Genomic DNA, 13050 nt, shown 5'->3' on the forward strand with positions numbered 1-13050 from the left:
AGGTGGTCGCCGGGGTGTCCATGCGGGATCTGTTGGCGGCGGGGTTGGCCGCGAGGGTCGTTTCCACTCCGCCTCGGGGGCCCGAGGTGGGGGCGGAGACCCGTCGGCCTGCGGCGGAGCAGAGGCATCGCGACGCGGCGTAGCCCCTTGCTAAGGGATCACCACTACCGTTCGGCCGATCGTCGCGAAGTCCCACATGGCGTTGCCGTCCTCCCGGGATTCCCGGATGCCGCCCGTCTTCACCGTCGGGTTGGGCTGGGGGGCCGAGCCGCCAGCGGGGGCGCTGAAGCCGATGGTGGTGTTCTCGGCGGTGGCGAAGCGGACGACGTGTTCGACGGGGAGGCCGTCGGTGCCGGTGACCGCGTTGGAGCGGGACGTGACGGTGTAGATGCCCGGTGCCGGGTCGACCGTTCCGGGGGTGACGCGGAACGTGCGCTTGACCTTCTCGCCCGGGTCGACCAGCCAGACCCGGTCGCGGCCCAGGGCGTACACGACGCGCTGACCGCTGCCGGAGCCGGCGGGCAGCGCACCCGGCTTCCGGTCGCGGGGCGCCTTGGAGACGCTCGCCTCGGGTGAGCGGGCGGCGTGCGGCGTCCGCAGGTCGGCCGGGACGGTCGCCGAGGCCTGGAACGCGAGGAAGCCGACGGTCGCGAGGGCCGCCACGGTGAGCCCCGCGACGATCGAGGAGCTGCTGCTTGCCACCGTCACCACCTCAGCGTTCGTGTCGTACGTCGCGTTCGAGCCGACCGTAGCAGTCGTCAAGCGGCCGACCGGGGCGGCGCTTCTGGGGGCGCGGGCGCCGTAGGCTGTTTGCGTGCTCTTGCTCGCTCTGGATACCGCCACCCCCGCCGTCACCGTCGCGCTGCACGACGGCACGGACGTCATCGCCTCGTCGAGTCAGGTGGACGCGCGCCGGCACGGCGAGCTGCTGCTGCCGGCCGTCGACCGGGTCCTCGCCGAGGCCGACGTGAAACTCGACGCCGTCACCGGCATCGTCGTAGGCATCGGACCCGGCCCCTACACCGGGCTGCGCGTCGGACTCATGACCGCCGACACCTTCGGGCTCGTCCTCGGCGTCCCCGTGCACGGCGTGTGCACGCTGGACGGTCTCGCGTACGCCGCCGACATCGAGACCGGTCCCTTCGTCGTGGCGACCGACGCCCGGCGCAAGGAGGTCTACTGGGCCCGGTACGCCGACTCCCGCACCCGGCTGACCGACCCGGCCGTGGACCGGCCCGCCGACATCGCCGACCAGGTCGCGGGCCTGCCCGCCGTCGGCGCGGGCGCGCTGCTGTACCCCGACACCTTCCCCGGCGCCCACGCGCCCGAGCACGTGTCGGCGGCGGCCCTCGCGGCGCTGGCCGCCGAGAGACTGGCGGCCGGCGCGGAACTCCCCGCGCCCCGGCCGCTGTACCTGCGCCGACCCGACGCCCAGGTCCCCAAGAACTACAAGGTGGTCACCCCCAAGTGACAGGACAGCCGACCGGACCGCGGACCGGGCCGCCCGTGGCTCCTGTGACGCCCGCGCTGCGCGAGATGCGCTGGTGGGACATCGACGCCGTACTGGGTCTCGAGAAGGACCTGTTCCCCGAGGACGCCTGGTCCCGCGGGATGTTCTGGTCCGAGCTGGCCCACGCCCGAGGGCCCGGCGCGACCCGGCACTACGTCGTCGCCGAGGACGGTGGACGGCTCGTGGGATACGCCGGGCTCGCCTCCTCCGGCGATCTGGCCGACGTCCAGACCATCGCCGTCGCCCGCGACCAGTGGGGCACCGGCCTCGGCGGCCGGCTCCTCACCGAACTGCTGCGGGCCGCCACCGCATTCGAGTGCGCCGAAGTGATGCTGGAGTGCCGGGTGGACAACGTCCGCGCGCAGAAGCTGTACGAGCGCTTCGGCTTCGAGGCCATCGGCTTCCGGCGCGGCTACTACCAACCGGGGAACGTGGACGCCCTGGTGATGCGACTGAACACGAAATCCGGCAGCGGCTCCGCCGCGGGTTCACCTTCCGTACAAGGAACCGAGATCAATGACTGACTCACGCGACGAGCCGCTCGTCCTCGGCATCGAGACCTCCTGCGACGAGACCGGCGTCGGCATCGTCCGCGGCACCACCCTGCTCGCCGACGCCATCGCCTCCAGCGTCGACGAGCACGCCCGCTTCGGCGGCGTCGTGCCGGAGGTCGCCTCCCGGGCGCACCTGGAGGCCATGGTCCCCACCATCGACCGCGCGCTGAAGGAGGCGGGGGTGAGCGCGCGGGACCTGGACGGCATCGCGGTCACCGCCGGCCCCGGGCTCGCGGGCGCGCTGCTGGTCGGCGTCTCCGCGGCGAAGGCGTACGCCTACGCGCTGGGCAAGCCGCTCTACGGCGTCAACCACCTCGCCTCCCACATCTGCGTGGACCAGCTGGAGCACGGGGCGCTGCCCGAGCCGACGATGGCGCTGCTGGTGTCCGGCGGGCACAGCTCGCTGCTGCTGTCGACGGACATCACCTCCGATGTCCGCCCGATGGGCGCGACCATCGACGACGCGGCCGGCGAGGCCTTCGACAAGATCGCCCGGGTGCTGAACCTGGGCTTCCCGGGCGGCCCGGTCATCGACCGGTACGCGCGCGAGGGCGACCCGGAGGCGATCGCCTTCCCGCGCGGTCTGACCGGCCCGCGCGACCCGGCGTACGACTTCTCCTTCTCCGGTCTGAAGACGGCGGTCGCCCGCTGGATCGAGGCCAAGCGGGCGGCGGGCGAGGAGGTGCCGGTGCGGGACGTCTCCGCCTCCTTCCAGGAGGCGGTAGTGGACGTGCTGACCCGCAAGGCCGTCCGCGCCTGCAAGGACGAGGGTGTCGACCACCTGATGATCGGCGGCGGCGTGGCGGCCAACTCCCGGCTGCGGGCCCTGGCCCAGGAGCGCTGCGAGGCGGCCGGCATCCGGCTGCGGGTGCCCCGGCCGAAGCTGTGCACGGACAACGGGGCGATGGTGGCGGCGCTGGGCGCGGAGATGGTCGCGCGGAACCGGCCGGCGTCCAGCTGGGACCTGTCGGCGGACTCCTCGCTGCCGGTGACGGACCCTCATGTGCCGGGCCACAGCCACGACCACGTGCACGAGGTCAGCAAGGAGAACCTGTACTCGTGACGGTCGCGCTGATGTGGGAGGCGCGGGCGGTTCCGGGGCGCGGGGAGCAGCTGCTGGAGTGGGCGCGGGCGCAGGAGCTGGCCGTACGGCCCCTGCGCCGGGAGACCCTCCGGTCGCCGCAGGACCGGGTGCTCGTCATCACCTGGTGGGACGCGGAGTTCGACGCGGAGGTGCCGGAACTGCCGGAGCCGGACGGGGAGTTGGTGGCCCGGGCCGTGCATCGGTGGCGGTTCGAGTCGGTGGGGCTGGAGTCGCCTCGAGAGGCGTGAGCCGAGTTCAGCGTCCAGGCATTCGGAATTCATCCTTCCTTCCCAGGATCCCCTTACTTTGACGTGTTCATAGCGGGATCTTGAACCGGCTTCTGCCGGACGGGGGAGGGGCCGTGACGGTTCGTCGTGCGCGTGGCCGCAGGGGGTCTGGCAGATCCGTCGCGTCCGTCGCGATCGGTGTGGGGATCGCGGTGACGGTCGGCCTGCTGCCGGTGTCCTGGGGCGGTCCGCAGGCCGCCGCGGTGGCGCGGGCCGTGAGCGGACAGGCGTCCGACGCCGGGAAAGCGGCCGTCGCCGACACCGAGGAAGAGGCGTTCGCGCGGGCCGCGCGCCTGGGCAGGAACGTCGAGATCCGCGCGCTGCGGGGCGAGAGCACCGACGTGTTCGCGACCCCTGAAGGCGACCTGGAGTCCCGCGAGTACCTGCGTCCCGTGCGCACCCGGATCGACGGAACCTGGCGGGCCATCGACACCGACCTCGCCGCGGTGACCGGTGGCGCCGGCGAGGGGATGGTCGCGCCGAAGGCGGCCTCCGTGGGGCTGGCGTTCTCCGGTGGCGGCGCGGGGCCGCTCGTGCGGCTGGAACGCGCCGGTCGGACCCTGGAGTTGTCGTGGCCCGGCTCCGTACCGGCGCCGCGGCTCGACGGGGACACGGCCACGTACCCGGACATCCTGCCGGACGTCGACCTGCGGCTGGCCGCCCGGCCCGAGGGGTTCACCCAGCTTCTCGTCGTGAAGTCGGCGCAGGCGGCCAGGAGCAGGGAACTCGCCGAGCTGCGGCTGAAGTTGGGGACTGAGGGGCTCGTGGCGCGGGAGACCGCGAACGGCGGGCTGGCCGCGGTCGACGAGGGTTCGGGCGGGGTCGTGTTCGAGGCGCCCCGGCCCGTGATGTGGGACTCCAGCGCCCAGGAACCGCAGCCGTCGTCGGACACCCGCACCGGGACGGGCGTACGGCCGGCGTCGTTCTCGGCCGCCGGGGCCGATGACATCACCGAGGCCGCCGACAAAGCGGACGTCTCCGAGGCCCCCGACAGCACGGACGTCTCCGAGGCCGAGCCCACCGCCGCCGACGCGGGCCGGGTCGAGCCCATCGGTGTCGACCTCCCCGCCGGCCGGGACGAGCTCGTCCTCACCCCGGACAAGGAGCTGCTCACCGGGGCCGACACCGTCTACCCGGTCTTCATCGACCCGCAGTGGTACTCGCCGAAGGCCACCTCGTGGACCATGGCCTCGCGGTACTGGGCGAGTTCGCCGCAGTGGAAGTTCAACGGCGACTCGGACGCCGGGCTCGGGTTCTGCGGCTGGAGCTACTGCCAGCCGCAGGACGTGAAGCGGCTCTTCTACCAGATCCCGACCACCAAGTTCGCGGGCCGCAGCATCCTGTCCGCCGAGTTCGTCGTACGCAACACCTGGTCGTCGTCCTGCGAGGCGCGCGAGGTGCAGCTGTGGCGCACCAAGGCGATCAACTCCTCCACCACCTGGAACACCCAGGACGCCTCCGGCTTCTGGATCGACCACCTCCGAAACCGCAGCTTCGCCTACGGCTACGACGGCTGTGCCGCCGCCGACGCGGAGTTCGACGTGAAGGACGCCGTGGCGACGGCCGCGGCGAAGAAGTGGCCGCAGATCACCTTCGGCATGCGCGCCAGCGCCTCCGGCGAGGGCGACCGGTACAGCTGGAAGCGGTTCTCCGACGACGCGTTCCTGCGCGTGCGCTACAACCGTCCGCCGCCGCGGATCTCCACCGCGCAGCTCACCATGGACCCCGGCGGCACCTGCGAGCCGAACGACACCCGGGTGCGGGTGCGCTCCCGGGCCACCGTCCGCGCCAACAACGTCGGAGACCCGGACAAGGACCGGATCCAGGTGCAGTTCCGGGCCCTGTGGGACACGGGTGACGGCTGGAAGCAGCACTGGATCTCGGCCAAGAGCACCGAGAAGGCGTCCGGTTCGGACTTCTCCGTCCAGCTGCCCACCACGATCCCGCAGAACAAGACCGTCGGCTGGCAGGCCCGCGCCTGGGACGGCGGCCAGTGGTCCGCCTGGAGCTCCCAGAACGCCCACAGCTGTCACTTCGTCTACGACACCACCGTGCCCGTCGGCCCGTCGATCGCCTCGTCGCAGTACCCGGCCTCCGACCCCGCCGACCCGAACGACCCCTGGTGGGACGGCGTCGGCCGGTACGGCACCTTCACCATCGACACCTCCTCCGGCGACGTCACCAAGTACTGGTTCGGCGTGAACGGCTCGCCCACCAGCGCCCACACGCTGACCACCTCCGGCGGCGGCGCCAAGACGATGAAGTTCATGCCGACCAGGCCCGGCGTCAACTTCATCACCGCCCAGGCCTTCGACGCCGCCGGCAACGGCTCCGAGACCCGCACCTATTACTTCCGCGTCCGCTCCGGCCAGCCCGACCGGCTGTCCTGGCAGATGGACGAGAGCGCCGGCGCCGCCGAGGTCACCGGCTCGGGCGGCGAGTGGCCCGCCCAGCTGTACGCGGGCGCCCAGCCCGGCGCCGAGGGCGTGAGCGGCAACGGCCTCGAACTCGACGGCACCGACGACTACGCGGCCAGTGACTCCCCGGTCCTCAACACCGCCAAGAGCTTCGCGGTGTCGGTCTGGGCGAAGCTGCCCGCCGACCCGACCGGCGCACCCGTCGCCGTCGCCCAGGCCGGCTCCAGCACCAGCGGCTACGAGATCTACTACTCGACGGCGCTCGGCGGCTGGGTCTTCCTGCGGCACACCACCGACGCGTCAGGCACCGGCGTGGCGAGGGCCGTACAGCCCGCCTGCGCGAGCGGCGATACCGCATGCCAGTCGGCCCGGGTCAACACCTGGACCCATCTGGTCGCCGCCTTCAACTACCCCAGCCAGCAGCTGAAGCTGTACGTGAACGGCGCCCTCGTCGCCACCGCCCCGTACACCACCACCCCCTGGGACGCCCGAGGCCGCACGATCCTCGGTGCCGCCTCCCACTACGGGACCGTGGAGGGCTTCTTCAGGGGCTCCCTCGACGAGGCGCAGTTCTTCGACTACCAGATCACCGACTCCCAGGTGACCCAGCTGTACGACAAGGTGCCGGTCAGCAGCGCCCGTCCGGCCAAGCTGGTCTTCCCGCTGGACGAGACCGCGGAGGCCGTCGCCCTGACCGGCCGCGCCCAGCAGGCCCCGGCCCAGCTCAAGGGCGGCGCCACCGCCGGGGTCGCCGGGGTCAACAGCCGGGCGGTGGAGTTCGACGGCGTCGACGACCACGCGACGACGGGCCGACCGATCATGGACACCGCGCAGAGCTTCGCGGTCTCCGCCTGGGTGAAGCTGCCCAAGGACAAGGAGGCCAAGGCGATGACGGCGGTCGCCCAGGCGGGCACCGTCAACCCGGGCTTCGAGCTGTACCACTCCTCCGCGCTCGGCGGCTGGGTCTTCATCCGGGAACAGAGCGACACGGCCGGCTCCACGGTCGTCCGGGTCACCGAGTCCGCCTGCCCGGCGAACACCAACTGCGCCGCGGCCCGGCTCGGCGAGTGGAACCACGTCGTCGCCGTGCAGGACGTCGACGCGGGCAGGATCCTGCTGTACGTCAACGGCGTCCTGGAGGGCACGGCCGCCTTCACCACCCCGTGGCTGGCCGTCGGCCAGGTCACCCTCGGCGCCACCCGCAAGGCGGACGGCTCCCTGGGCAGCCCGCTCAAGGGCGCCATGGACGACGTACGCCTCTACGACCGGGCCGTCTCCGACGACGAGGTGAAGCAGCTGTTCAGGCAGCGGCCGTTGGTCAAGAGCCGCTGGAAGTTCGAGACCGCGTCCACCGCCACCCCGCCGGTCACCCCGGACGCCGGCCCCGCCGCGGCGGGCCTGAGCCTGCACAACGGCGCAGCGCTCGGCTCCGGCTGGGTCGACGGCGGCCTGACCCTCGACGGCGTCGACGACTACGCCGCCACCGCGAGCGGCACGGTGCCCCTCGACACCACCGCCAGCTTCACCGTCAGCGCCTTCGCCCAGGCCACGGCCCGGCCCACCGGCCAGGTCGCACTGCTCAGCGCGCCCGGCACGAACAAGGACGCCTTCTCGGTCCGCTACATCCCGAGCAGCACCCCGGACACCAACGGCGGCCGCTGGCGGATCACCACCGCCGACGCCGACAAGACCGACGCCACGTCGGCCGAGGTGGAGAACGGGCAGTTCTACGGCCCCGAGGACTGGACCCATCTGGCGCTGGTCTACGACGGGTTCGCGCACGAGCTGCGGCTGTACGTCAACGGCGAGCTGGAGGAGGTCGCCTGCCAGGACGCCGACGACGACGGCGAGCCCGACGTCAGCGGCTGCGCCGAGCAGGTGTCGTACGCCGAGAACGTGCTCACCTTCAAGGCCGTCCAGTCGCTGCGGCTCGGCCGCGACCGGGCCGGCGCCTACTTCCCCGGCTCCCTCTCGGACGTCTGGACCTTCCAGGGCGCCCTCGACGACGCACAGATCGGGCACCTGTCGCTCGGCATGCCGGGCACGGCCACCACCGTGCCGGGCCACAGCTGATCGCCACCTCCGAGGCCGAGGCCCACCAGCCGGTGCTGGTGGGCCTCCCCCCGTCCCGGCCTGCGGGTGTCAGACCGCTTCCGACACCAGGGCCTCACACCGGAGCCGCCGGTCCGTCCCCAACTCCCGTACCAGGCCGGTGAGTTCCAGTCGCGCCGCATGCCGTACGTCCGCGCTCGACGCCGCCAACCGCAGCTCCAGCACCCCCGGTTCGACCACCTTGCGTCCGGCGCGGTCGCTGAACGACGACAGGTCGGCGTGGAAGCGGAAGGTGATCCGGCTCGCCTCGCCCGGGGCCATTTCCACGCGCTGGTAGCCGATCAGCCGGACGTCCGGCCGGGTCACGGACGCCACCGGGTCGTGGAGATACAGCTGGACCACCTCCGCCCCGGCGCGGTCGCCGCTGTTGCGGACGGTGAGGGAGAGGTCGTACGTGCCGTCCGTGGTGATCCGCGAAGCCGTTCCCTGGAAGTCGTCCCAGGTGAACTCCGTGTACGACCGACCGTGCCCGAACGCATACAGCGGTGTCGGATCCAGGTTGCTGACCTCGCCCGCCAGCCCCAGCGGCGGCTGGAGGTACGTCCACGGCTGACCGCCCGGCACCCGAGGCACGCTCACCGGCAGCCGCCCCGACGGATTCACCCGGCCGGACAGCACCCCCGCGACCGCCGGCCCGCCCTCCTCGCCGGGGAAGAACGCCTGTACGACCGCCGCCAGCCGCCCCTGCCAGCGGCCCAGCGCGTACGGGCGGCCGGTGAGCAGGACCAGGACGACGGGGACGCCGGTCGCCACCAGGGCGTCCAGCAGATCGGCCTGTACGCCCGGCAGCCGCAGATCCATGACGTCGCAGCCCTCACCCGACGTGCCCCGCCCGAACAGCCCGGCCCGGTCGCCCAGCACCGCCAGGCACACGTCCGCCTCCGAGGCCCGCGCCACCGCCTCCTCGAAGCCCGCCGTGTCCGGGTCCAGGACGCCGCAGCCCTCCGCGAACGTCACCTTGGCGTCGGGGAGTTCGGCGCGCAGCGCCTCCAGGACCGTCGGGATTTCGATGCCCGTCGGCACCTCGGGGTGGTGCGTGAGGACGTGGGAGGGGAAGGAGTAGCAGCCCAGCATCGCCAGGGCGTCGGCCGCACGGGGCCCCACGACCGCGACGCGGGCGTCCGGCGGGAGCGGCAGTACGCCGTCCGGGTTGTCCAGCAGCACCACCGACTCCTCGGCCACGCGCCGGGCCAGCGCCCGGTTCGCGGGGGAGTCCAGGTCGACGCGGGGCGCGGCCGGCTCCGGCGCCCAGTCCTCGTCCAGGAGGCCCAGCTCGCACTTCTGGAGCAGAACCCGGCGTGCCGCCCGGTCCACCAGCTCCTCGGGTACCTCCCCCGCCCGTACCGCCTCCACCAGCGGCTGCCCGTAGCACTTCACCGTCGGCAGCTCCACGTCGATGCCGGCCGCCAGTGCCACGTGCGCCGCCTCGCCCGGGCCGCCCGCCACCCGGTGCAGCGTCTGGAGGAAGCCGATGCCGAAGTAGTCGGCGACCACCGTGCCGGTGAAGCCCCACCGCTCCCGCAGGAGATCTGTCAGCAGCCCCGGGTCCGCCGACGCCGGCACCCCGTCCGTCTCGTTGTACGCCGCCATCACCGACCGCGCCCCGCCCTCGCGCAGCGCCATCTCGAACGGGGGCAGGGTCACGTCCGCGAACTCCCGGACGCCCGCCCGCACCGGCGCGAGATTGCGGGCGCCCGCCGAGGACGCGTACCCGGCGAAGTGCTTCAGCGTCGCGACCACCCCGGCCGACTCCAGGCCCCGGACGTACGCCGTGCCGATCGTGCCGACCAGGTACGGGTCCTCGCCGACGGTCTCCTCGACCCGGCCCCAGCGCGGATCGCGTACGACGTCCAGGACCGGCGCCAGACCCTGGTGGACGCCGACCGAGCGCAGGTCCTCGCCGATACGGCGGGCCATCTCCTCGACGAGCGGCGGGTCGAAGGTGGCCCCCCACGCCAGCGGGACCGGATAGGCAGTGGCCTGCCAGGCCGTGAACCCCGCCAGGCACTCCTCGTGGGCCACGGCCGGGATGCCGAAGCGGCCCGCGGCGGCGATCCGGCGCTGGGCGCGGGCCAGCGCCCGCGCGCCCAGCGCCGGGTCCACGGGAGCGGTGCCGAAGGAACGGGTGAGCTGGCCGAGGCCGTGGGTGATCAGCTCGTCCCATTCGTCGTCGGAGCGGTCGGCGGTCATGTCGTGCTGGTGCGGGGCGACGCCCTCGCCATCCGTGGCGGCGCCCACCCACACGCCGTACAGCTGGGCGGTCTTCTCCTGGAGGGTCATCCGGGAGAGGAGGTCGTCGACGCGGGCGGCGGCGGGCAGGGCGGGGTCGCGCCAGGGGGCGGTGGTCATGAAACTCCTGTCGGGGCGATGGCCCACTCGCGAATGTTTCGTTGTTCACCTCGAATGTTCCGGGAACCTAGGCGTGGTGAGAAGGGTTCGTCAAGAGGTCGTGCAGGGATACGATCGCCGCCATGACACCCTCGGAGCCCGCCGAAACCCGGACGACAACGCGTGAAACCCGGACGACATCCCCGTCCTCCGGGCGGTCCACGCAGACCGCGACGCTCGCCGAGATCGCCCGCGAGGCCGGCGTGTCCGCGCCGACTGTTTCGAAGGTCCTCAACGGACGTGCCGATGTCGCCCCGGCCACCCGCAGCCGGGTCGAGGAGCTGCTGCGCGCCCACGGCTACCGCCGACGGCGGGCCGAGGCCAGCCGCTCCCCCCTCATCGACCTGGTCTTCCACGAGCTGGAGAGCGCCTGGGCGATGGAGGTCATCCGGGGCGTGGAGAACGCCGCCCGGGACGCCGGCCTGAGCGTCGTGCTCAGCGAGAGCGCCGGGCGGCTGACCCCGGGGCGCACCTGGGCCGACCAGGTCGCCGCCCGCCGCCCGCACGGCGTGATCCTCGTGCTGTCCGGCCTCGACGAGTCCCAGCGCGCCCTGCTGACCAGCCGGTCCATCCCGTTCGTGGTGATGGACCCGGCGGGCGACCCGGGCGCCGACGTGCCGTCCATCGGGGCGACCAACTGGCAGGGCGGACTCGCCGCCACCCGGCACCTGGTCGACCTCGGGCACCGTCGGATCGGCGCGATCACCGGACCGTCCCGGATGATGTGCAGCCGCGCCCGCGTCGACGGCTACCGCGCCGCCCTGGAGACGGCCGGACTCCCGGTCGACCCCGACCTGATCCGGCCCGGCGACTTCCACCACGAGACCGGCTACCGGCAGGGCCTGGAGCTGCTGCGCCGCCCGGACCGGCCGACCGCCGTCTTCGCCGGGAACGACCTCCAGGCGCTCGGGCTGTACGAGGCCGCGCGCGAGCTGGGGCTGCGGATCCCGGAGGACCTCAGCGTGGTCGGCTTCGACGATCTGCCGATCGCGCGCTGGGTGGGGCCGCCGCTGACGACCGTCCGGCAGCCGCTGACGGAGATGGCGGAGGCCGCGGCCAAGCTGGTCCTCGACCTGGCTCGGGAGGAGGGGACACCGGCGGCCACGCGGGTGGAGCTGGCGACCAGCCTCGTGGTGCGTAGTAGTACGGGGGCGCCTGTGGCCGGAAGTTGATGTATTGACGGGTGGGGCAAGCGCCTCCACACTCCTCCGAAGTCAATCGGATGCACGACCGAAACTTTCGGAGGCCCCGCCGTGAGAACCTCCAGAGCGTTCCGTGCACGTCTAGGGCGCGTTGCGAAAGTCCCGCCTGCCGGGCGGACGACGGGACGTTCGAAACACGCCCTAGCCGCCCTCGGCACCGCGGTCACGACCGCGGCGGCCGCCGTCCTGCTGACGCTCGGCGCCACCCCCGCCCAAGCCGCCGAGACACCGCTGCGCGACCTGGCCGCCGCCAAGGGCAAGGTCATGGGCACCGCCGTCACCGGCGCCAAGCTCACCGGCACCTACGGCGACCTCGCAGGCCGCGAGTTCAACGCGCTGACCCCCGGCAACGCCATGAAGTGGGGCTCGGTCGAGCCGACGCGCGGCTCCTTCAACTGGGCCGAGGCCGACCAGATCGTCGACTTCGCCGAGGCGCACGGCCAGCAGGTGCGCGGCCACACCCTGGTCTGGCACAGCCAGAACCCGAGCTGGCTGACGAACGGCAGCTGGACATCCGCCGAGCTGAGCCAGTTGATGAACGACCACATCGCGCTCGAGGTCGGCCGCTACAAGGGCCGGCTGGCCACCTGGGACGTGGTGAACGAGCCGTTCAACGAGGACGGCACCTACCGGCAGACGCTCTGGTACAACGGCCTCGGCGCGGACTACATCGCCCAGGCCCTGACGGCGGCCCGCGCCGCCGACCCGGGCGCCAAGCTGTACATCAACGACTACAACGTCGAGGGCGTCAACGCGAAGAGCACGGCGCTGTACAACCTGGTCAGGTCCCTCAAGGAGCGCGGCGTCCCGATCGACGGCGTCGGCCTCCAGGCCCATCTGATCCTCGGTCAGGTGCCGTCGACCATGCGGCAGAACATCCAGCGCTTCGCCGACCTCGGCGTCGACGTGGCGATCACCGAGCTGGACATCCGTATGCAACTGCCCTCGGACAGCGGCAAGCTGACCCAGCAGGCCGCCGACTACAAGGCCGTCATGAACGCCTGCCTCGCGGTGTCCCGGTGCGCCGGCGTCACGGTGTGGGGCTTCACCGACTCCGACTCCTGGATCCCGTCCACCTTCCCCGGGCAGGGCGCGGCGACGCCGTACGACGAGAACTACGCGCCGAAACCGGCCTATCACGCCATCGCCGAGTCGCTGGGCGGCGGCACGACCACCCCGCCGCCCACGGACGCGTGCACGGCCGTCTACAGCGTCACCAGCCAGTGGAACACCGGCTTCACCGGGCAGGTCCGGATCGCCTGCTCGGGGGCGGCGCTGTCGTCCTGGAAGGCGAGCTGGACCTTCGGCGCGGGCCAGCAGCTCACCCAGGCCTGGAACGCGAGTTGTACGCAGTCGGGGGCGACGGTCACCTGTTCCAACGCCTCGTACAACGGGACCGTTCCCGACGGCGGTTCGGTCACCTTCGGCTTCAACGGGTCGTGGAGCGGGAGCAATCCGGTGCCGGCCGTGACGCTGGGCTGAGGCAGAGGAGACAG

At 72.6% G+C, this 13050-nt stretch carries 9 protein-coding genes; 7 read left to right on the forward strand and 2 right to left on the reverse strand.

What is annotated here, in order from left to right; all coding sequences use genetic code 11:
* Nucleotides 1-150: 150 nt before the first annotated feature.
* Nucleotides 151-702, reverse strand: coding sequence for a hypothetical protein (locus tag ACFZBP_RS25885; protein WP_391416440.1), 552 nt, complete (start codon nt 700-702; stop codon nt 151-153).
* A gap of 112 nt (nt 703-814) precedes the next feature.
* Between ACFZBP_RS25885 and tsaB the strand changes: the two genes are divergently transcribed.
* From tsaB to ACFZBP_RS25910, 5 genes are all read left to right on the forward strand, one after another.
* Complete coding sequence (gene tsaB / locus ACFZBP_RS25890; RefSeq protein WP_383452331.1) at nt 815-1471, forward strand: tRNA (adenosine(37)-N6)-threonylcarbamoyltransferase complex dimerization subunit type 1 TsaB; 657 nt, start codon at nt 815-817, stop codon at nt 1469-1471.
* A gap of 65 nt (nt 1472-1536) precedes the next feature.
* Nucleotides 1537-2034 (forward strand): ribosomal protein S18-alanine N-acetyltransferase, encoded by a 498-nt coding sequence (gene rimI / locus ACFZBP_RS25895; RefSeq protein WP_383452470.1) that lies wholly within the window; start codon nt 1537-1539, stop codon nt 2032-2034.
* Nucleotides 2027-3127, forward strand: coding sequence for a tRNA (adenosine(37)-N6)-threonylcarbamoyltransferase complex transferase subunit TsaD (tsaD, locus tag ACFZBP_RS25900; RefSeq protein ID WP_383452333.1), 1101 nt, complete (start codon nt 2027-2029; stop codon nt 3125-3127). The genes rimI and tsaD overlap by 8 nt, the downstream gene beginning before the upstream one ends.
* Nucleotides 3124-3396 carry a hypothetical protein gene (locus ACFZBP_RS25905; protein ID WP_391416443.1) on the forward strand — a complete coding sequence of 91 codons (273 nt, stop codon included), beginning with the start codon at nt 3124-3126 and terminating at the stop codon, nt 3394-3396. The genes tsaD and ACFZBP_RS25905 overlap by 4 nt, the downstream gene beginning before the upstream one ends.
* 113 nt (nt 3397-3509) lie before the next feature.
* Nucleotides 3510-7925: a LamG-like jellyroll fold domain-containing protein gene (locus ACFZBP_RS25910; RefSeq protein ID WP_391416445.1), complete on the forward strand. Its 4416-nt coding sequence runs from the start codon at nt 3510-3512 to the stop codon at nt 7923-7925.
* Nucleotides 7926-7994: 69 nt separating this feature from the next.
* Here the strand turns inward: ACFZBP_RS25910 and ACFZBP_RS25915 are convergent, their stop codons facing one another.
* Nucleotides 7995-10313: a glycoside hydrolase family 3 N-terminal domain-containing protein gene (locus ACFZBP_RS25915; RefSeq protein WP_391416447.1), complete on the reverse strand. Its 2319-nt coding sequence runs from the start codon at nt 10311-10313 to the stop codon at nt 7995-7997.
* Between the two features lie 122 nt (nt 10314-10435).
* Here ACFZBP_RS25915 and ACFZBP_RS25920 point away from each other — a divergent pair, with 122 nt between their 5' ends.
* Nucleotides 10436-11524 carry a LacI family DNA-binding transcriptional regulator gene (locus ACFZBP_RS25920; protein ID WP_383452341.1) on the forward strand — a complete coding sequence of 363 codons (1089 nt, stop codon included), beginning with the start codon at nt 10436-10438 and terminating at the stop codon, nt 11522-11524.
* 216 nt (nt 11525-11740) lie between these two features.
* A complete protein-coding gene (locus ACFZBP_RS25925; protein ID WP_391416882.1) occupies nt 11741-13036 on the forward strand; it encodes an endo-1,4-beta-xylanase in 1296 nt (431 codons plus the stop codon).
* Nucleotides 13037-13050 lie beyond the last annotated feature (14 nt).

This window comes from Streptomyces sp. NPDC008086, from assembly GCF_042957325.1.
GTDB lineage: Bacteria > Actinomycetota > Actinomycetes > Streptomycetales > Streptomycetaceae > Streptomyces.

Bases quoted from the DNA above. Each gene is read 5' to 3' on its own strand.
- tsaD (WP_383452333.1), top strand. From the start codon at position 2,027: ATGACTGACTCACGCGACGAGCCGCTCGTCCTCGGCATCGAGACCTCC.
- rimI (WP_383452470.1), top strand. From the start codon at position 1,537: ATGCGCTGGTGGGACATCGACGCCGTACTGGGTCTCGAGAAGGACCTG.
- ACFZBP_RS25915 (WP_391416447.1), bottom strand. From the start codon at position 10,313: ATGACCACCGCCCCCTGGCGCGACCCCGCCCTGCCCGCCGCCGCCCGC.
- ACFZBP_RS25920 (WP_383452341.1), top strand. From the start codon at position 10,436: ATGACACCCTCGGAGCCCGCCGAAACCCGGACGACAACGCGTGAAACC.